The organism is Streptomyces canus, assembly GCF_001514145.1.
Lineage (GTDB): Bacteria > Actinomycetota > Actinomycetes > Streptomycetales > Streptomycetaceae > Streptomyces > Streptomyces canus.
In genome coordinates this window covers 438,307-456,447 of record NZ_KQ948656.1, presented here as the reverse complement: position 1 = coordinate 456,447, position 18,141 = coordinate 438,307, and the positions used below count along the sequence as shown (strand labels likewise).

Below are 18,141 nucleotides of genomic sequence, written 5' to 3'. Positions count from 1 at the left end.
ACAGGTGACGTCCGTGACCACCGATGACATCAGCGGGATGGGACCGCTGGTCGCCCGACTGTCCCGGGGCGGCCAGCGGCTGCGGCATGCCGACCGGACACATCCGTGGGTACTGGACACCGCGGTCGTCGTCCTGGTCTTCCTGATGTTCTGCCTGCCCGACCTGATCCACGGTGGTGCGGACGACGGCGACAGCCCGCGCCGGTTCCGGCTCGCCTTCACCCACCTGCCCGTCGCCGGAATGCTGGCTCTGCAGGCCGGACTGGTACTGCCCCTGCTGTGGCGGCGGCGCAAGCCCGCGGCGGCCTTCGCCGCGATCACCGCGGTGTTCGTCCTCCAATGGTCCCTGGGCGCGGCGCTGCGCGCGGATGTCGCCCTCTTCGTCGCCCTGTACAGCCTGGCCCTGCACGGGAGGCTGCGGCAGTTGCCGTGGGCCTGCGCGGCCATGGCGGGCGCCATGGTGCTGGTCGCGGTCCGCGTGTCGTCGGCGGTGTCCGTCGGGGACGCGCTGTTCTTCCTGCTGAGCACGGCGACCGCAGCGCTCGCGCTCGGCCTGATGGTCCGGATCCGCCGGGCCCAGCTCGCCGGACTACGGGAGCGGGCCGCCCGGCTGGAAGTCGAGCGCGACCAGCGCAGCAGGCTGGCCACGGCCACCGAACGCACCCGTGTCGCCCGCGAGATGCACGACATCGTCGGCCACAACCTGTCCGTCATCATCACGCTCGCCGACGCGGGCGCCTACGCCACGGACATCGCACCCGCACGAGGCAAGGAGGCCCTGCAGCTCATCGGCGACACCGGCCGACAGGCACTCGGCGAGCTGCGGCGCGTGCTCGGCGTGCTGCGCGCGACCGCGGACGGTCCGCCGGACACGCCCGAACTCAGCCCGCAGCCCGGCATCGCGGACATCGAAGCGTTGTGCGCCAAGGTGCGCGCCGCAGGACTGGAGGTCGTCTACCGGACCTCCGGCGACGTGGACACCCTGGACAGCGGGGTGCAGCTGACGGTGTACCGCATCGTCCAGGAAGCCCTCACCAACACCCTGAAGCACGCCGACTCCGGCACCCGGGTACACCTGGCGATCCTCGTCGAGGACAGCCGGCTGGGCATTCGGGTCCTGGACAGCGGCCCGACCACATCATCCGAACCGCCGAACGAGGAAGGACATGGCCTGGTGGGCATGCGGGAGAGAGCGGCCTTGTACGGCGGCACCGTCAGCGCGGGACCGGTGGGCGGCGGAGGATGGAGCGTCGAGGCCGTCCTCGACCTCACACCTGGAAGCGGCGGTGACCGATGACCTCCGTGCTCATCGTGGACGACCAGCCGCTGCAACGTTACGGATTCCACCTGCTCCTGGACTCCGTCCCCGAGACCGACGTCGTCGGTGAGGCCGCTCACGGCGCCGAAGCCGTCCGCAGGACGGCCGAACTGCGCCCCGACGTCGTCCTCATGGACGTCCGCATGCCCGGCATGGACGGCATCGAGGCCACCCGCCGCATCGTCGCCGCCGGCGGCCGCTCGCGCGTCCTTGTGCTCACCACCTTCGATCTCGACGAGTACGTCCACGCCGCCATCCGCGCCGGCGCGAGCGGCTTCCTCCTCAAGGACGCCCGCCCCGAAGAACTTCTCGCGGGCATCCGCGCGGTCGCCGTCGGCGACGCCGTCATCGCGCCCGCGCTCACCCGCCGCCTCCTCGACGAGTTCGCCCAGTACGTCCCCTCCCACAGAACTGGTCCTTCCGAGGACTCGAGGCTCACCTCCCTGACCGACCGTGAGCGCGAGATCCTCGTGGCCGTCGGCAAGGGCTGGACCAACGGGGAGATCGCCGCGCGGTTCGTTCTGTCCGAATCCACGGTCAAGACGCATGTCGGCCGTGTCCTGACCAAGATCGGAGCCCGCGACCGCATCCAGGCCGTGATCTTCGCCTACGACCACGGCCTCGCCCGGCCCACCGTGGACTGAGCGGACGAGCGGCAGCCGTATCCAGTGCCGCTGGGCGACACCTGCTGCCGCGCTCCGCCATCGCCGCCGCCTCCTCGGCAAAGGATCCCCACGGACTCCTCGCCGAGAGCCGGTGGTCACGGCACTCCTTCCTCCTGGGCAGGGCGCGGCCTGCCAGGTGTCTAGACTCACGTGAGATGTGGTGAACTCACAGGAGGAGTCAGGATGCCGCGGAACCGCCAACAGATCCCCCGCGAGGAGCGCACGGGTGATCTGCTAGCCGCGGCCACCGAGCTCTTTCTGGCGAAGGGTTACGCCAAGACCACGATGGCGGACATCAGTTCCGCCGCCGGCGTGGCCCGGGGCAACGTCTATTGGTACTTCGACTCCAAGGACCACATCTTCGCCGCCGTCATGAACCGCATGCTCAGTCGCGAGATCCGCATCCTGAACGAGGAGCAGGCCGGTGCCGACCCCCTGAGCCGCCTGGTGCGCGGGCTGTCCGACATGCGCTATTCACGACCGCTGCACCAGGCCATGCACGACCGGCTTCCTCACTCGGAGGAAGTCCGCGAGGCCCACAACACCTTCCTGAACTGGATCGTGGGACTGGTCGACGAGCTCATGGCCGAGCGTGGCCTCGATCATGCGCCTGGCATCGATGCCGCGCTCGTCCGCGATGTCGCGATCGCCGTGTTCGAAGGGGCGAACGTGCCCAACGACCAGAACAGACCGGCCCACGAGATGATCCGTTTTCTGATGGAGTCCGTCCTGGCCAGGTGTTCGGGGCCCCAGGGGCGGAAGCGCTGAGAGCGGTACCTCAGACGAGGTGAGTCCCGACTCCCGCTGATACCGCCCGCTCCGCACCGGCCGCATTTCCGTCCGGAGACGGGAGCGTCGCCCCGCGCAACATGTCGAGCACGGCGACGGGATCCGCGGGAGCCTGCCGACCCCGCCAGCCGACGTGACCGTCCGGGCGGACGAGCACCAGTGGTCGCTCGTACAGCTCCGCGGCGGCCGGGTCGGCCAGGCGCAGCACGGTCAACGGCACACGACACCGGCGGGCGGCCTGCACCAGAGGCGTCGGGTCCGCGAAACCCGAGACCACGAGCGTGAACCCGCGCCCGAAGTGGTCGAGCACCGAGCTGCCGTCGGGCAGCCAGACGTGCGGTGCGCGGCAGCCGGGCCACGTCGACGGCACGTACTCGTCCGGCTCGTCGGGCGGCTCCGGACTGCCGTCCGGCACGCAGATCGGGGAGCCGCTGTAGCGGTAGCCGAGCTGAACGCCCGTGCAGCGGAACTCCTTGGCCCGGGACCGGCGGATCTCCTCGCCCATCTCACGACGGAGCCGTTCGCCTTCCGCGTCCATGCGGTCGAGCACGGGATCGGGGACGAGCCGCGCGTCGGCCCTCCAGTTGCTGGAGGCTTCCGTGACGTTGCGGACGGCGATCGGCCGCCGCTCCTGCTCGTAGCTGTCCAGGAGTGCCGGGCCTCCCCACCCTTGGAGCGTCGCGGCGAGCTTCCAGCCGAGGTCCACGGCATCCCCGATCCCGGTGTTGGCGCCGAAGCCGCCCTTGGGCCACAGCAGATGCGCCGCGTCGCCCGCGAGGAACACCCGACCGTCACGGTAGCTGCGGGCCACGACGCAGTGTCCGCTCCAGGGCTGCGCTGCGAGGATCTCCACGTCGATCGGCGCACCGGCGGCCTCGCGTATCCAGGCGACCGCGTCGTCGGGGTCGGGCTCCTCGTCCAGGTAGACCGAGAGCCGCCACTCGTCCACGCCGTTGACGACCGTGATGTACGGCCTGCGCGCCGACGACAGGGTGTGGATCTGCACCGCGGGCCCGCCCAGCCGCTCCCGCAGCAGATCCAGTAGCCGCGGTGCACGGAAGTGCACAGCGAAGTTGTGCCCCTGGGCGAACATGCCCTCGAACTCGATGCCGAGAGCCCGACGTATGCCGCTGCGGCCGCCGTCACAGGCCACCAGGTACGTGCCGGCGAGCGTCTCGGTGGCACCGCTCGCCACGTCGCGCACCACGGCCAGGACACCGTCGGAGTTCTGCTCCATCGTCTCCAGTCGGGTGCCGTACCTGATCTCGACTCCCGGCAGTTCACCGGCCGTTCGGGCGAGCAACGGCACGAAGGAGAACTTGGACAGGAACGCGGGACCCTCCGGCGTCAGCCGCGTGTACACACCTGAGGACCGGTTGGTGACCCCGTAGTCGAAGTCGGTCAGGACGCGCCCCGTGGCGGAGGTGGCGAACACCGTGCGGTGCGGGTAGTCGGGAGCGGGTGCCGACTCCGTGCGTGCCTCTTCCGCGCAACCCCAGCGGCGCAGGTGTTCCATGGTGCGGGAAAAGATCGCCTCACCTGCTGGAAAGGGCACGCGACCGTCACCCTGATCGATCACGGTGACCGGTACGCCTCGCCACCCCAACTCGGTCGCGAGTGCGAGGCCCACAGGCCCTGCTCCCACGACCAGGACGCGCCGAGATCCGACTCTCTCGTGCTGGTCAGACATAGAAGATCTGCCTTCCTGAGCAAGGGTCGGACCGCTCATGGCCCCACCTCTTGAACCGGGGTCAGAATCGCACGCGCATGCCGTTGCATGGAAGACCTGCCAAAACACAAGGCTTTTGACAGGTCATGTGCGGTGCTACGCTCGTCTCCGGTTCAAGAGGCGGGGATTGTCATGGCGACTCCCGCGAGGCATCACCACCCGCCCATTCCGCCGTACTGGCGGCAAGTGGCACATCGAGCGCCGCGCCTCAAGGCTGCTGCACCTCACCGTTCGACGGGCAAGGAGGCCCTCACGATGACGACGACTCCCCAGACCGAGGCCGGGACAGGGGCCGCCGGGACGCAAGCCGTCGCGCTGCAGCTCTCCGAGCTCGTGCTCAAGACCGCGCGCTACGACGACATGGCCGTCTTCTACACCCACGTCCTCGGGCACGGCCCGTTCTACGAGCGGACCCCCGACCCGGAGGCCCCGCCGCGCCCCGCCGGCATGCCCGAGCGGGCGGTCGACGTCCGGCTGGGCTTCTTCCGCATCGCGGACGCCCCGCACAGCCAGGTGTTCGCCCTGTTCGGTGTCGAAAACCTGAGCGAGACGGAGTCCTCCGGACCCGGTCTGCACCACTTCCAGTTCGGCGTCAGCACTCTGGGAGACCTCATCTCCCAGCACGAACACATGGCCTCGATCGGCGTGCGCCCGCACCGTGCGGCCAACCACGGACAGGCCACCAGCTTCTACTACCGCGACCCGGACCGGAACATCGTCGAGTTCTCCTGCCCCAACTTCGCCACGTTCGAGGAGGAGGTGGCCTTCATGTCCGGGCCGGTCTTCGCCGCGAATCCCTCGGGGCTGGAACTGGACCCCGACCGCTTCGCCGCCCGCTGTCGTGCCGGTGACCCCGAGCGCGAGCTGCTACGTCTCGACAACCGGGCGGTGGCCATGTGACCAGGCTCGTCAGCACCGTCAAGGGCATCGGCGGGCTCGAAAACGATGGCGAAACCATCGTCTTCCTCGACGTCGACCCGACCGACCTCGGTATGGCTCTGCGAGGAGGCCTCGGCGCCCTGGCCAAGGCCGCGGTCCGCGACCGTATGCCTACGACGCAGGTCCAGCTCCTCGCTCCCGTCCCCCGGCCCTCGAAGATCTGGGCGGTGGGCTACGCGTACGCCGACCACCGCACCGAGGTGGATGACAACGGTGTGGCGCAGGAGCCGGTCGTCTTCCTGAAGGCGCCGTCCTCGGTCATCGGCACGGGCGAGCGGATCCGCTTCCCGAAGGCAGCCCCCGACGAGGTCGACTACGAAGGCGAGCTCGCGGTCGTCATCGGCCGACGCGCTACCGACGTGTCCGAGGCGGAGGCATACGCCTTCGTCGCCGGCTTCACGATCGTCAACGACGTCAGCGCCCGTGACGTGCAGAAGGGCCGTATCCCCGGCCGGGCGGCCGATGTCACCGCCGCCAAGAGCTTCGACACCTTCACCCCCATGGGGCCCGCCCTGGTCACGCTCGACGAATTCACCGACCCCGACGACCTGCGCCAGCGCACCTGGTCGACGGCGAGCCGCGCCAGGACGCGCGCACCTCCCAGCTCATCCACCCTGTTCCAGCGCTGGTCTCCTACCCGTCCCGGCAGACGACCCTTGAACCCGGCGACGTGATCAGCACCGGAACCCCGGCCGGCGTCGGCCACAAACAGGGACTCTTCCTGCGGTCCGGCACCGAGGTGCGCATCGAGATCGAAGGCATCGGCGCCCTCGTCAACATCTGCGCGTGGCTACGGAGGACATGACGACATGAATACACAAGCCAAGGAAGACTTCGGCGGCGGAGACCCCTGGAAATACATTCAGCCGTGGGACGAGGAGCGTTTCGGTCCGGAGATCAACGATGTCAACCAGCGGGTGAAATGGGAAATGGCCATGGCCATCGCCGGTGGCCTGCCGTACATCTGGCAGGAGTTGGCGCGGCCGATCTCCGAGATCGTCTACGGTCTGCTCGAACTCCGTGCCGGCGACCGGGTTCTGCTCATCGGCGAGGGCATCGCGCCCGCCGGATGGGTCGAGGACATGCAGGCCATCGTGGGGCCGGACGGCGTCATCGACACCGTGGAGATCATCAAGGACGGACGGAACGCCGTCCTGGGCAAGGTCCCGGGCCGGAACGGTCAGATCGGCTGCTGGCGCTGGTCGTACACGGACGGCGTGGACGACGAGGCGTACGACTGCGTGGCCGTGTTGCAGGCGACACAGCACTGTGACGACTGGGACGAGACGGCTGCGGACCTGCTGCGGGTGATGAAGTCCGGCCGGCGCATCGTGCTGGCCGAAGCGGTCTTGAAGGGAGCGACGTTCTCCTCCCGTATCAACTCCGACGTCCACCTGCGGCAGTGGTTCGACAAACTCTTCGCGCACGTACCCGTGGACGACATTCCCTATTACTCCGGAGAACAGATCCGCGAGGCGTTCGGGGACAAGGTCGACAGCCCTCAGCTGATGGAATGGAAGGGCATCGAGATGTACTGGGGCCGAAAGAGGTGACCGCCCAAGGACACGTACCCAAGGACAAGGAGGTCCCCGTGAGTGTCGTAGAAGAGGTCATGGTTCTGGGCTCCGACCATCCGTTGCGGAGCATCGTCCGCGACGAGCACCTGCTGCTCTCGCCGCCGCATCCCCCGAAGGTGCCCGTCAAGCTGTGGGGGGAGCACCCGCCGCTGACCGTGGTGCACTACCCGCAGCAGTACGAGCCGGAGGCATTCGCCCCGCCGCGCGGCGTCTACGAGAACGACGAGATCCGCGTCGAGTGGCAGAAACTCGACGGTCGGCAGCCGTTCTACCACCGCAATTGCGACGTCGACGAGATCTCCTACCAGATCGGCGGCGAGCGGACCCTGATGTCCGAACTCGGCGTGATCGAGTTCCAGTCCGGCGAGTTCTCCCGTATCCCGCGCGGCGTCGCCCACGACAACTACGGCCGTGAGGACAGCCACCTGCTGTTCTACATCCCCGCACCGGTCACCGAACTGGCACCGGCCCAGCGGGAGTCCGGGGCTGTGTTCCCGCCGTTCCCCGGTTGGCGGCCCGGCGAGGCAAACGAGGCGATCACTCAGTGCATGGCCGCGGCCGGCCACGACATCACCGTCTTCGGGGTCGACGAACAGCTCCTGCTCGAGCAGGTGCACCAGGAGGACCGGCGGATGGCGGTGCTGCGGGCCGATGCCGGCCAGGACGCCACCTGGCTGTACAGCACCGATCGCATCCGCCTCGGCATGGTCACCACCATTCCTGGCGGACAGCGCCGCTACCGGCGCACTCTCGACGCCGACGAGATCCAGTACCAGGCCCATGGTCACCGCACGCTGATCACCCAGCGGGGCATCGTCGACCTCGGGCCGGGCGACTTCGTGCGCATCCCGCTCGGCATCTCCCACACCAGCGTCGTGACCGAGCCCGGTGACTACGTCAGCTTCCTCTCGCACCAGGAACTGCCCCAGGTCGCCGAGACCGCGCGTACGGCGGATGCGTACACGCCCGAACGGCTCCCGAGCCTCACTTTGGAGGTCCGCTGATGGCCACGATGCTTGCCCTGCGTGCGCACCAGGGCGCCGAAGCACTCGTCCTGGACGAGGTGCCCGTCCCCGAACCGGGTCCGCTCGACGTGGTCGTGAAGGTCGCCGCCGCCGGCCTGGCGCCGGGCATCATGCGTCTGCTGCGGATGGGGGCGCTCAAGCACCTGCCCACCACACTCGGCCACGAGGCCGCAGGCGTCATCTCCGCCGTCGGCCGGGACGTCACCGGCCACGCGGTCGGCGACCGGGCGCGGGTGCACCCCCTGCTGAACTGCCAGGAGTGCGACTACTGCCGTACCGACCGGGACATGATGTGCGCCCAGCAGGCCATGATCGGCCACGCCGCCTTCGGCGATGCCCCGATGCCTTTGTACGAGCAGTACCACGACGGCGGACTCGCGGAGTACGTCCGTGTCCCGCACTGGCTGATCGATTCCCTGCCGGACTCCGTCGGCTTCGACGTCGCGGCCAAGATCCAGGACCTCGCCAACGCCGTGCGCGCACTCAAGTGCGCCGACCTTCCGGAACGGGCCACCCTCGTGGTCACCGCCGCGACCGGCACCATGGGAACCGCGACGGTCAAACTCGCGGAGCACTTCGGAGTCGCCCGTCTGATCCTCGTCGGCCGCGACACCGACCGTCTCCACCGCGTCGCCGGGCTCTCCGGCGGCATACCGGCCAGTGTCGTCGCACTCGGCGAACTTCCCGAGAACTGGTCGACCGACGGTTCTCTCACCCGTCGGCTGCGCGAGCTGGCACCCGAGGGAGCCCATGCCGTCATCGACTTCATCCCGGAGGGACCCGCCCTCGGCCAGACCATGGCCGGCCTGGGCACCGGCGGCACACTCGTGCACATGGGCGGCAACACCACCCCGCTCGCGCTGCCCCCCATCGCCCTGATGATGCATTGCTGGCGCTTCGTCGCCACGCGCGCCTACACCCGCCAGGACGCGACGGATGTCCTGCGTCTGCTCGCGGCGGGCACCCTCACCGCCGACGAGCTCATCACCCATCGGTTCCCGCTCACCGAAGCGCTCAGGGCCATGGACGCGATACAGCAACGCGTCGACGCCCCCATGTGGATGACCGTGATCAACCCCTGATCCGACGCACGAGCGTGTCTCGGCTCCGCGGAGTCACCTCAGAACAGCGAGAGGAAGCCGGAAAGTGTCCGAGTCAGAAGCCGTACGCAGCCAGGAGCCCCCTCTGATCGCGGTGATCGGGGCGGCCGGGCTCTGCGGTACGTACGTGCTGGAGGCCGCGCTGCGAGCGCCATTTCGGGTCCGGGCCGTGGTGCACGGTCCGGCAGGGCGGGACCGAGTGGCCGCCCTGGGCGTGGACGACATCGTCGAGGCCGACCTGGAGAAGCGGGACACCGTCCGTCAGGCGCTGGAGAACGCCGACTTCGTGTTCATGATTCCGCCGGCGTTCCACCCGGAGGAAGACGTGCTCGCGATCAGGGCGCTCGAGGCGGCTGAGCACGTGGGCGCGCGCCGGTTCGTGTACCTGTCGGTCCTGCACCCGCACACCCCTGGGCTGCGCCACCACCTGCGCAAGGCGAACGCCGAGGCCGCCGTGCGGGCCTCGCGGCTGAACTGGACGATCCTCCAGCCCTCGATGTTCGCGCAGATCGTCCTGTCGACGTGGGGGAGGGCTCCGGCCGGTCCCGTACAGGTGCCGTTCGACGTCGACAACGAGTTCTCGTTCATCGACTTGCGTGACCTCGGGGAAGCCGGCGTCAAGGTGCTCTCCGAGCAAGGGCACGACTCGGCGACCTACGAACTCGCGGGGCCCGCCCTGACGTTGGCGGAAGCGGTGCGCTTCGCCGGGCGGGCACAAGGAGTGGATCTGGAGGCGAGGACGGTGGACTGGGCGGACGCACCGCTCCCGCCGGGAGTGGCCGACTCCGCGTCCCGGGCCTCGGACATGCGCGCCATGTGGCAGGACTATGACCGGCACGGCCTGCGCGGCAACAGCAACGTCCTGCGGATGCTGCTCGGCCGTGCACCCGCGTCCTTCGAGGAAGCGGCCACCGCGTTCGCCGCGCGACGCTGAGCGCCCCGTGCCCACGCGTTCAGCTGCTTGGGGAGCTGACAGGTCGTAGGCCGCGGAGGACGGTGTCGACGATCTGTTCGGGCAGTCCATCCGGGAGGTCGGGGTCGTGGCGTACGAACGTGCGGATGAGCAGGGGTCCGACGAACATGTCGATGGTCAGCTCCAGGTCGATGCCCTTGCGGAGTTCCCCGTTCAGCTGGCCTCGCCGGAGGATCTCCAGTCCGAGGTCGCGCCGGGGAGCGATCACGCCGGAGTGATAGGCGGCCCATATCTTCGGGCTGCTTCTCATCTGGGCGTGTGCGGTGTGCAGGACCGCCGACGAGCGGCCGGCCAGGCTGCGTCGGCGCAGTGACTCCAGCAGAACGACCAGGTCGTCCCGCATCGACGTACCGGGGAGTTCTCGTTCGGTCGGCTCGGCGGCGCGGATGACGTCGACGAAGAGGTCCTCCTTGTCGCTCCAACGGCGGTAGATGGCCGCCTTGCCGACGCCGGCGGTGCGGGCGATGCTCTCGACGGAGAGATCGGCCAGGGGGACGCCGTCCTCGAGAAGCATCAGGACCGCTTCCAGGATGGCCTGTTCCACGGCTTTGCTGCGGGGACGACCGCGGGTGGAACCGTACGACGGCGGACGGCTCTCGGCACGGCTCATGGCTTTCCGTCCTCTCGCCTCCGGAAGCGGCGGCCGCTGGACGGTCAGGGTTGGTTCAGCGATCGCTTGTCGATGGCGAGGGCGTCGGGGTTCAGTTCCTCGACCAAACGGTAGAGCAGACGGTGAATGGCGTCTTTGTCATCCGGGGAGAGCGGCGAGGTCGTCTCCCGTTCGATCCGCTTCGCGATCGTCGTGGCACGAGCGGCCGCCTCGCTGCCGTCGGCGGTCGCGAACAGGCGCATGCTGCGACGGCTGGTCGGATGCGGCTCCCGTCGCAGCAGTCCTCGCTCGACGAGCTGGCTCACCGCGGCTCCCATGGACTGAGCCGTGATGCCGGAGCGGCGCGCGATCTCCGCGGCGGACACCCCCGGCGTCCAGAGGACCTGCTGCAGAGCGTTGTGCTGCGCCAAGGTGAGGTCCTCCGCGCGCAGTGCCCGCTCCAGTCGTCCGGCGATGATCTGGGAGAACTGCCAGGCTAGGTATCCGGTAGTGGGAAACGCGGCGTCGGTCACGGGCGCAGTCTACGAGAGCGAGGTGCGCTGCCTGCGAGCGTGTCACCGGTCAATGGAGCTGTGACTCCGCCGCGTGGCGCGCAGGCTGACGGGTCAGTCGACGGCTGCGCGACGGGGTCCGCGGGCATCGAGCACGAAGAGCACCACGGCGGCGACGAGGATCCACGCCACCAGGACGACGACGCCCGCGGTGAGACCGTCGTTGTTGAAGTGCGACAGGCCTTGGACGGCTCGTACGCCGACTCCCACCGGGAGGATCTCCGAGAGCGGATGCAGCCAGCCCGGCAGGTAGGCGGTGGGCAGCGTGCCGCCGCTCGTGCTGTTGCCGAAGGTCAGCAGGACCACGGCGGCCAGTGACATCCCGGCCCGGCCGAAGAGGCGCATGAACATCATGGTCGCGCCGCCGATCGCCGCGGCCATCAGTGCGATGAGCCCCGCTATGCCCAGGAAGGGACCCGGCAGTGCCGAAAAGCCCAGGCTGCCGGCCATCGCCGCCACGAGGACGCCGGCGAGGATGCTGAAGGAGGCCAGGCTGACCAACCTCCACCGGTACTCCAGCCGCGGAGCCATCTGGTACGTCATCATGCCGAACAGGAATCCGGCCAGTACGACGCCGAACCCGGCGTAGAACACCGACATGCCGCGGGTGTCGCCCGCCGAGGCCGGCACGACGTCCTGCACCGTCAGCCGGTCTCCGCTCGCCTTGGCGACACCGGAGAAGGCACCGGTGACCGTCGAGGTCACCGAAGGGCCGTTGGCTCCGGCATACAGCAGCTCGGCAGACTTCCCGGGGCCGGTGACATAGGCGGCGTACACCTTTCGGTCCTGCAGCGCGTGGCGGGCCGCGTCCGCGTCGGAGTAGCGCTTCACCTCGAATCCGCCGGGCAGTCCGAGTTCCAGCCCTCCGGTGATCTGTTCGAGCCGTTGGGTCGACCCGACCACGGCGACCGGTAGGTCGTGAGGCCGCGGGGCGTGAAACGCGGCCAGGAACACGCTGACGAAGATCGAGCCGATGGCCAGCACGATCGCGACGGGAAGCAGAACTCCCTTCATCCCGGTGGCGCCCTGCGGCGTCGGAGCGGTGTCCATCGCGTGGTGGTGGTGCGCTTGGTGCGGCTCGGCGGAAGTGGTCGGTGGCGTGGACATGGGAGGGGCCCTCTCCAGCTCTGCTTATAAGGTAGCTTCTAAGGTACCTTCTATTTGTACCATGGAAATATCAGGCACCTTACTTTGGGAGTTGCTGATGGGGCGCCTTGCCGCACATCCCTCGACGCGCATGGGCTACCTGGCGTGGCAGGTGGTGCACGTGATGGGGACGCGTCTTGAGAGAGTGTTGCGCTCGCTCAACCTCACGGCCGCCCAGCACAACGCGCTGCAGCACGTCGTCTGGACCCCGGGAATTTCCGCGGCGGAGATCGCGCGTCGGACCGGCTTCACTCCCCAGTCCATGGGCGCCGCCGTCAACGCGCTGGTCGACCGCGGCCTTCTGGCTCGCCGCGAACACCCTTCGAGCCGCAGAACCGTACAGCTGACGATCACCGACAGTGGTACGAAGCTCGCCGAGCGGGCGCGGGGTGTGGTGGAACGTCTCGACGAGGAAGCGCTCGCGGTCCTCGCCCCCGGCGAGCGGGCAGTCGTACATACCCTGCTGCTCCGGATGCTTGCCGAGCTCAATCCCGATGCTCTGCCGACGAAGGACCTGCGCGGCACGGGCTGAGCGCGCCGTGCCCGCCTCCGGGGTGAGGGCCGGTGGTGCCGCGAGGGGAGGGGACCTCGCGCGGGAAGGGGGAAGGCGCCGGTCCGGCCACTCTCTTGGCTGTGAGTCATGAGAGAGCAACGCATCGGCGCGGCTTCTTCACGCGTATTGACTGGGAAGTATCCCGGAAACTAACTTGGCTCAAGTTCAAGAGCGGCATGCCGTTCGAGCCGCGGCCCGCTGAAGGCGTGGCGTCAGCCGGCTCTCGGCAAGGCACCGACGCCCATCCCGTCGGACCACTCGCCAACGACGCGCACCCTCGCGGAGCGCACCAGTCATTGGCAGGACCCCGGCCATCAACCGCGCCCTCGATGGAGAGTGGACATGCCCGACGACCGTCCCTTCCAAGCCGTGACTCCGCCCGCCCAGCCTGCCGCCGAGGCCACCCGGCGAAGATTCATCGCCGCGAGCGCCGCTGCCGCAGGTGCCGCCCTGGCCGGGGGTCTGGTCGCGAAGTCGCCCGCGCTGGCAGCCGAGGCCGCGCCTGGCAACCCTGTCTCCACGACGGCTAGCGGATCGAAGGACCATCGGAGCATCAAGAAGGAGAAGAAGATGCGCATCGTGGCCGTGGAAGAGGCGTTCTCCATTCCCGGAGCCATCCGCCAGGAGGCAGCGATCCGTCAGCGCATGGACGTGCCGGAGGCGATCAAGCAGGAGTGGTTCCGGCGCCTGGACGATCTGACCGACCTGCGCCTGGCGGACATGGACGCCAACGGCGTCGACGTCCAGGTCCTCTCGTACTCCACACCGGGCCTGGAGGTGATCGAGGATCCGGCAGAGGCGGTGGCCGTCGCGCGGCGGGTCAACGACTATCTGGCCAAGGCGGTCGCCGGTCATCCGAAACGGTTCGCGGGCTTCGCGGTTCTTCCGCTGCAGGACCCCAGGGCCGCGGTCGTGGAGTTGCGCCGGGCGGTGGAGGAACTCGGGCTCAAGGGCGTGCTGTACAACGACCATGTGCGGGGGCACTACCTGGACGAGCCGCAGTTCAGGCCGGTGTGGGCCGAGTTGGAGCGCCTCGGCGTGACGCTGTATCTGCATCCGGCCGTCATTCCGGCCGACAACTGGCATGTCTTCGACGGGTACTCCGTGCTGGTCGGGCCGACCTGGGGCTGGACCGCGACGACGGGTGCCCATGCGCTCCGGGTGATCTACAGCGGCGTGTTCGACGAGTTCCCGGGCGCCTCGCTGACGCTGGGGCACATGGGTGAGCTGCTGCCGTTCCAGATGGCTCGGCTCGACAGCCGCTACCCCCAGGTTCCCGTTGCGCAGAGGGTGCAGCACCTGCCCTCGTACTACCTGCGCAACAACGTGTACGTCACCACCAGCGGAGTCATGTCGCATGCCGCGCTGCTCGGCGCCGTCCACGCCGTGGGTGTCGACCGGGTGCTGTTCTCCATCGACTACCCGTTCGAGTCCAGCGCGGAGGCGGTCGGGTTCCTGCGCTCCGCACCGTACGCGCCGGCCGACCTCGCGCGCATCGCGCACGGCAACGCCGACCGCCTTCTGGGGCTGTGAGGAGCCTCGACGACGTGCGCAAAGCAGGTCGTACCTCGAAGACACCACGGCGCACGCCACCACGCGGCTTGACGGTGGCGTGCGCCGCCGCCGTTCACAGACGACCCTGACCGATGTCCCGCGCTGTCGCGAGCAGAGGCTCTGACAGCTCAGCGAGCCTTGCGCGGGTGCAGCGAACGGAGGGAGCCGCCACGACCACGGCAGCTACGGCGGCGTCCGTGCGGTCGCGCACACACGCGCCGACGGCGTGCACTCCGCGCTCGCTCTCCTGGAGATTGATGGCGTAGCCGTGGCGGCGCACGGACACCAACTCGTTCATCAGGCTCTCGAAGTCCTTGGGAGTCCTGGCCCGGTCCTCGGGAAGTCCGTTGGGGTAGAGAGCCCGGAGCCGGTCCGCCGGCAGTGCCGCGAGCAAGGCCTTGCCGCCCGAGGTCACATGCGCGGGCAGGAGTGTGCCGGTGCGGTAACTGACGCGCAGCGCCTGCGAGCCCTCGACTCCGTCGAGGAAGCGGCTGCCGTTGCCCTCCAGCACCATCAGGTGGGTCGTCTCCCGGACCGCGTCCGCCAGTCGTTGCAAGTGCGGGTGGGCGATGGTGATCAGGTCCGGGGGAGGGGCGGCCTGGCCTCCCCTGATCGCCTGCAGAGCCGGCCCCGGCCGGTACACCTTGTGGCGGTCCTGCACGGCGAAACCCTCGAAGACGAGCATCGCGAGGATCCGGTGCGCGGTCGAGCGCGCGACGCCGAGCCGGTCGGCGACGTCCATCACCCGCAGCTCGTCGAGCTCGTGCAGCAGCCGGACGACGCGCAGGGCGTTGCCTGCGGCACTCACCGGATACGAGGGGCCGACCGCACGAGGCGCTGAATTCTCCATAGCGGAATCCTACCCTTCAAGGATTCCGGTCAGAGGAAACATCGGCGTAGCGTCAGGAAACAGCGCCGAAAGACGCGCGCTTCTTCCGGCGGTCCCCGAACACACGACGTGGAGGTTTCCGTGACCGACACCACCAGCGAACAGACCGAGCGCAAGCTGCTCGACGAGCTGTACGCGGACTTCGAGGACGCGGGCCTGATCCCGCTGTGGACCCAGGTGGACGGCCTCATGCCGATGTCGCCGCAGCCCGCGGCGGTTCCGCACCTGTGGCGGTGGGCGGAGCTGCTGCCCATCGCACAGCGCTCCGGAGAGCTCGTGCCGGTGGGGCGTGGCGGCGAGCGCCGTGCCATGGCCCTGTCCAACCCCGGCTTCCCCGGCCTCCCTTACGCCACTCCCACCCTGTGGACCGCGATCCAGTACCTGGGTCCGCGCGAGGTCGCCCCCTCGCACCGGCACAGCCAGGGAGCCTTCCGATTCGTCGTCGAAGGCGAAGGCGTGTGGACCAACGTCGACGGGGACGCGGTGGCGATGCGGCGGGGAGATCTGCTGCTCACACCGAGCTGGGCCTTTCACGAGCACCAGAACGTCACCGACGAGCCGATGGCCTGGCTCGACGGCCTCGACATCCCGCTCGTCTCCAAGCTGGACGCCGGTTTCTTCGAGTTCGGCCCCGACGAGCTCTCCACCCGCGAAACTCCGGAGCGCTCACGCGGCGAGCGACTGTGGGGCCACCCCGGACTGCGCCCCATCGGCCGGCCCGACCAGCCCAACTCCCCGCTGAACGCGTACCGCTGGGAGCACACCGACGCCGCCCTGACCGCCCAGCTGGAGCTGGAGCAGGAGGGCGTGCCCGGCGTGCTCGAGCCCGGGCACGCCGGAGTCCGCTTCTCCAACCCCACCACCGGCAGGGACGCCCTGGTCACGATGCGCACCGAGATGCGCCGACTGCGGGCCGGCACGCAGACCGCCCCGGTACGCACGGTCGGCTCCGCGATCTGGCAGGTGTTCGAGGGCGAGGCGGTCGCCCACGTCGGTGACAAGGTCTTCGAGATCGCCAAGGGCGACCTGTTCGTCGTCCCGTCCTGGTGCGAGGTCTCGCTGTCCGCCCGCACCCAGGTCGATCTGTTCCGTTTCAGCGACGAGCCCGTCTACGAGGCCCTCGGCCTCGCCCGTACCTCTCGAGGAGAACTCAAGTGAAGCTCGCCACCATCCGGGTCAACGGCACCACTCGCGCCGTCCGCATCGACGACGACAAGGCGGTGGACCTGGGCGAGAGCGACCTGGTGGCCTTCCTGCGTCACGGCGACTGGGCAACGCGTGCCGCGGACGCCGACGGTGAGACGTACGAAGGCGCCCTGGACTACGCCCCTGTCGTCGTCGCGCCGGAGAAGGTCGTGTGCGTCGGTCTCAACTACCGCACCCACATTCTGGAGATGGGCCGCGAACTCCCCTCGCACCCCACGCTGTTCTCCAAGTTCGCGCGAGCATTGGTCGGTGCGTACGACGACGTGACCCTGCCCGTCTCCTCCACGCAGATGGACTGGGAAGCCGAACTCGGCGTCGTCATCGGTGCCGAGGCCCGGCACGCCGACGCGGAGCAGGCGCGGGCCGCGATCGCCGGGTACACCGTGCTCAACGACGTCACCGCCCGCGACTGGCAGTACCGCACCACCCAGTGGGACCAGGGCAAGACCTTCGAGGCCACCACCCCCATCGGTCCGTGGCTGGTGACCGCCGACGACTCCGCGGTCGCCGCCCAGGGCCTGAGCCTGTCATGCGAGGTCGACGGCGACACGGTCCAGAAGGCCGACACCGGTGACCTCGTCTTCGACCCGGTCGCACTGGTCGCCTACCTGTCCGAGATCATCACCCTAGTGCCCGGCGACGTGATCGCCACCGGCACTCCGGGCGGGGTCGGCCACGCCCGCAAGCCCGCCCGCTATCTGCAGGACGGATCACTCCTCGTCACCCGGATCGACGGGGTCGGCGAGACCCGCAACACCTGCCGCCGGGAGACGCGGTGAGCGCACGCCCTGCGGCGATGCTGGAGTGGGCGGCCAAGGGCACGGCGGCCTTCGAAGCCGCTGTGCACCGGCTGACCGATCCGGGATTCACCAAGCCCTCGTACCTACCGGACTGGAACCGAGCCCACCTCGTCGCCCACGTCGCCCGCAATGCCGACGCTCTCGTCAATCTGCTGACGTGGGCGCGTACAGGTGTCGAGACGCCCATGTACGCAAGTGGCGACCAGCGGGCGCGCGAGATCGAGGAGGGCGCCCGACATCCGGCCGAAGAGCTGCGTACGGAGCTTCTCGCGGCCGACAGCCGCCTCGCCAAGGAACTCGCCGCGCTGCCCGGCGACTGCTGGGCGGCCACCGTCCGCACCGCGCGAGGGCGTGAGGTGCCCGCCTCCCAGGTGCCCTGGATGAGGGCGCGCGAGGTATGGGTCCACGCCGTCGACCTCGACATCGACACCAGCTTCGACGACGTGCCGCACGACATGTGCGCGGCCCTCGTCGACGACGTGACCGCGTCCTTCCAGGGGCGCCCGGACTGTCCCTCCGTCCGGCTGCGGTCCGAGGACGGTGCCGACACCTGGCTTCTGGGCGACTCGGCCGGCGTCGAGCCGGTCGTGGTGAGCGGTGACCTGCCCAGCCTGGCCGCCTATGCGACCGGGCGGCCCGTGCCCGGCCCCCTGTACCCGACCGGCGGGGGAACCCTGCCGACACTGCCCGCGTGGCTGTGAGCGCGAAGGAAAAGCC

The 18,141-nt window shown here is 69.3% G+C and carries 18 protein-coding genes and 1 pseudogene; 14 read left to right on the top strand and 5 right to left on the bottom strand.

Features of this window, described 5'->3' with window-relative positions:
- The first annotated feature begins 13 nt into the window (after positions 1-13).
- From AQJ46_RS01975 to AQJ46_RS01965, 3 genes are all read left to right on the top strand, one after another.
- Complete coding sequence (locus tag AQJ46_RS01975) at positions 14-1,297, top strand: sensor histidine kinase (RefSeq protein WP_059203886.1); 1,284 nt, start codon at positions 14-16, stop codon at positions 1,295-1,297.
- Positions 1,294-1,962: a response regulator gene (locus AQJ46_RS01970; protein ID WP_059203885.1), complete on the top strand. Its 669-nt coding sequence runs from the start codon at positions 1,294-1,296 to the stop codon at positions 1,960-1,962. Before AQJ46_RS01975 ends, AQJ46_RS01970 begins: the two co-directional genes overlap by 4 nt.
- A gap of 204 nt (positions 1,963-2,166) precedes the next feature.
- Positions 2,167-2,751, top strand: coding sequence for a TetR/AcrR family transcriptional regulator (locus AQJ46_RS01965; RefSeq protein WP_059203884.1), 585 nt, complete (start codon positions 2,167-2,169; stop codon positions 2,749-2,751).
- A gap of 10 nt (positions 2,752-2,761) precedes the next feature.
- Here the strand turns inward: AQJ46_RS01965 and AQJ46_RS01960 are convergent, their stop codons facing one another.
- Positions 2,762-4,462, bottom strand: coding sequence for an FAD-dependent monooxygenase (locus AQJ46_RS01960; RefSeq protein WP_225887210.1), 1,701 nt, complete (start codon positions 4,460-4,462; stop codon positions 2,762-2,764).
- Positions 4,463-4,756: 294 nt separating this feature from the next.
- On the opposite strand from AQJ46_RS01960, the gene AQJ46_RS01955 reads away from it, so the two are divergent.
- The 6 genes and pseudogenes from AQJ46_RS01955 (at position 4,757) to AQJ46_RS01930 (ending at position 10,076) form a co-directional block, all read left to right on the top strand.
- Positions 4,757-5,401 carry a VOC family protein gene (locus tag AQJ46_RS01955; RefSeq protein ID WP_059203883.1) on the top strand — a complete coding sequence of 215 codons (645 nt, stop codon included), beginning with the start codon at positions 4,757-4,759 and terminating at the stop codon, positions 5,399-5,401.
- 92 nt (positions 5,402-5,493) lie between these two features.
- Positions 5,494-6,245 (top strand): annotated as a pseudogene (locus tag AQJ46_RS01950) (fumarylacetoacetate hydrolase family protein).
- 4 nt (positions 6,246-6,249) lie between these two features.
- On the top strand, positions 6,250-6,993 hold the full coding sequence (locus tag AQJ46_RS01945; RefSeq protein ID WP_059203881.1) for a class I SAM-dependent methyltransferase: 744 nt from the start codon (positions 6,250-6,252) through the stop codon (positions 6,991-6,993).
- 38 nt (positions 6,994-7,031) lie between these two features.
- Positions 7,032-8,021: a hypothetical protein gene (locus tag AQJ46_RS01940; RefSeq protein WP_059204385.1), complete on the top strand. Its 990-nt coding sequence runs from the start codon at positions 7,032-7,034 to the stop codon at positions 8,019-8,021.
- Entirely contained in the window at positions 8,021-9,124 is a 1,104-nt protein-coding gene (locus tag AQJ46_RS01935) for an alcohol dehydrogenase catalytic domain-containing protein (RefSeq protein ID WP_059203880.1), read from the top strand. Before AQJ46_RS01940 ends, AQJ46_RS01935 begins: the two co-directional genes overlap by 1 nt.
- Positions 9,125-9,188: 64 nt before the next feature.
- Positions 9,189-10,076, top strand: a complete 888-nt coding sequence (locus AQJ46_RS01930; protein WP_059203879.1) for an SDR family oxidoreductase — start codon at positions 9,189-9,191, stop codon at positions 10,074-10,076.
- A 19-nt stretch (positions 10,077-10,095) separates the two neighbouring features.
- On the opposite strand, the gene AQJ46_RS01925 is transcribed toward AQJ46_RS01930, so the two are convergent.
- The 3 genes from AQJ46_RS01925 to AQJ46_RS01915 all read right to left on the bottom strand — a co-directional run bounded on the left by AQJ46_RS01925 (position 10,096) and on the right by AQJ46_RS01915 (position 12,383).
- On the bottom strand, positions 10,096-10,725 hold the full coding sequence (locus tag AQJ46_RS01925) for a TetR/AcrR family transcriptional regulator (RefSeq protein WP_059203878.1): 630 nt from the start codon (positions 10,723-10,725) through the stop codon (positions 10,096-10,098).
- 44 nt (positions 10,726-10,769) lie between these two features.
- Positions 10,770-11,237, bottom strand: a complete 468-nt coding sequence (locus AQJ46_RS01920) for a MarR family winged helix-turn-helix transcriptional regulator (RefSeq protein WP_059203877.1) — start codon at positions 11,235-11,237, stop codon at positions 10,770-10,772.
- Between the two features lie 93 nt (positions 11,238-11,330).
- Positions 11,331-12,383: an ABC transporter permease gene (locus AQJ46_RS01915; protein WP_059203876.1), complete on the bottom strand. Its 1,053-nt coding sequence runs from the start codon at positions 12,381-12,383 to the stop codon at positions 11,331-11,333.
- A gap of 97 nt (positions 12,384-12,480) precedes the next feature.
- Between AQJ46_RS01915 and AQJ46_RS01910 the strand changes: the two genes are divergently transcribed.
- A complete protein-coding gene (locus AQJ46_RS01910) occupies positions 12,481-12,954 on the top strand; it encodes a MarR family winged helix-turn-helix transcriptional regulator (RefSeq protein WP_059203875.1) in 474 nt (157 codons plus the stop codon).
- 363 nt (positions 12,955-13,317) lie between these two features.
- Complete coding sequence (locus tag AQJ46_RS01905) at positions 13,318-14,508, top strand: amidohydrolase family protein (protein WP_225887209.1); 1,191 nt, start codon at positions 13,318-13,320, stop codon at positions 14,506-14,508.
- Between the two features lie 94 nt (positions 14,509-14,602).
- On the opposite strand, the gene AQJ46_RS01900 is transcribed toward AQJ46_RS01905, so the two are convergent.
- A complete protein-coding gene (locus AQJ46_RS01900; RefSeq protein WP_063803746.1) occupies positions 14,603-15,379 on the bottom strand; it encodes an IclR family transcriptional regulator in 777 nt (258 codons plus the stop codon).
- Between the two features lie 120 nt (positions 15,380-15,499).
- On the opposite strand from AQJ46_RS01900, the gene AQJ46_RS01895 reads away from it, so the two are divergent.
- The 3 genes from AQJ46_RS01895 to AQJ46_RS01885 are packed head-to-tail and all read left to right on the top strand — an operon-like array spanning position 15,500 to position 18,125.
- The gene (locus tag AQJ46_RS01895; protein ID WP_057613632.1) at positions 15,500-16,576 is read left to right on the top strand and encodes a cupin domain-containing protein; all 1,077 of its coding nucleotides are present in this window, start codon (positions 15,500-15,502) and stop codon (positions 16,574-16,576) included.
- Positions 16,573-17,403, top strand: coding sequence for a fumarylacetoacetate hydrolase family protein (locus tag AQJ46_RS01890; RefSeq protein ID WP_059203874.1), 831 nt, complete (start codon positions 16,573-16,575; stop codon positions 17,401-17,403). Before AQJ46_RS01895 ends, AQJ46_RS01890 begins: the two co-directional genes overlap by 4 nt.
- Positions 17,400-18,125 carry a maleylpyruvate isomerase family mycothiol-dependent enzyme gene (locus AQJ46_RS01885; protein ID WP_059203873.1) on the top strand — a complete coding sequence of 242 codons (726 nt, stop codon included), beginning with the start codon at positions 17,400-17,402 and terminating at the stop codon, positions 18,123-18,125. Before AQJ46_RS01890 ends, AQJ46_RS01885 begins: the two co-directional genes overlap by 4 nt.
- The last annotated feature ends 16 nt before the right edge of the window (positions 18,126-18,141 follow it).

Bases quoted from the DNA above. Each gene is read 5' to 3' on its own strand.
- AQJ46_RS01970 (WP_059203885.1), top strand. From the start codon at position 1,294: ATGACCTCCGTGCTCATCGTGGACGACCAGCCGCTGCAACGTTACGGA.
- AQJ46_RS01965 (WP_059203884.1), top strand. From the start codon at position 2,167: ATGCCGCGGAACCGCCAACAGATCCCCCGCGAGGAGCGCACGGGTGAT.
- AQJ46_RS01960 (WP_225887210.1), bottom strand. From the start codon at position 4,462: ATGTCTGACCAGCACGAGAGAGTCGGATCTCGGCGCGTCCTGGTCGTG.
- AQJ46_RS01955 (WP_059203883.1), top strand. From the start codon at position 4,757: ATGACGACGACTCCCCAGACCGAGGCCGGGACAGGGGCCGCCGGGACG.
- AQJ46_RS01945 (WP_059203881.1), top strand. From the start codon at position 6,250: ATGAATACACAAGCCAAGGAAGACTTCGGCGGCGGAGACCCCTGGAAA.
- AQJ46_RS01935 (WP_059203880.1), top strand. From the start codon at position 8,021: ATGGCCACGATGCTTGCCCTGCGTGCGCACCAGGGCGCCGAAGCACTC.
- AQJ46_RS01925 (WP_059203878.1), bottom strand. From the start codon at position 10,725: ATGAGCCGTGCCGAGAGCCGTCCGCCGTCGTACGGTTCCACCCGCGGT.
- AQJ46_RS01915 (WP_059203876.1), bottom strand. From the start codon at position 12,383: ATGTCCACGCCACCGACCACTTCCGCCGAGCCGCACCAAGCGCACCAC.
- AQJ46_RS01910 (WP_059203875.1), top strand. From the start codon at position 12,481: ATGGGGCGCCTTGCCGCACATCCCTCGACGCGCATGGGCTACCTGGCG.
- AQJ46_RS01905 (WP_225887209.1), top strand. From the start codon at position 13,318: ATGCCCGACGACCGTCCCTTCCAAGCCGTGACTCCGCCCGCCCAGCCT.
- AQJ46_RS01900 (WP_063803746.1), bottom strand. From the start codon at position 15,379: ATGGAGAATTCAGCGCCTCGTGCGGTCGGCCCCTCGTATCCGGTGAGT.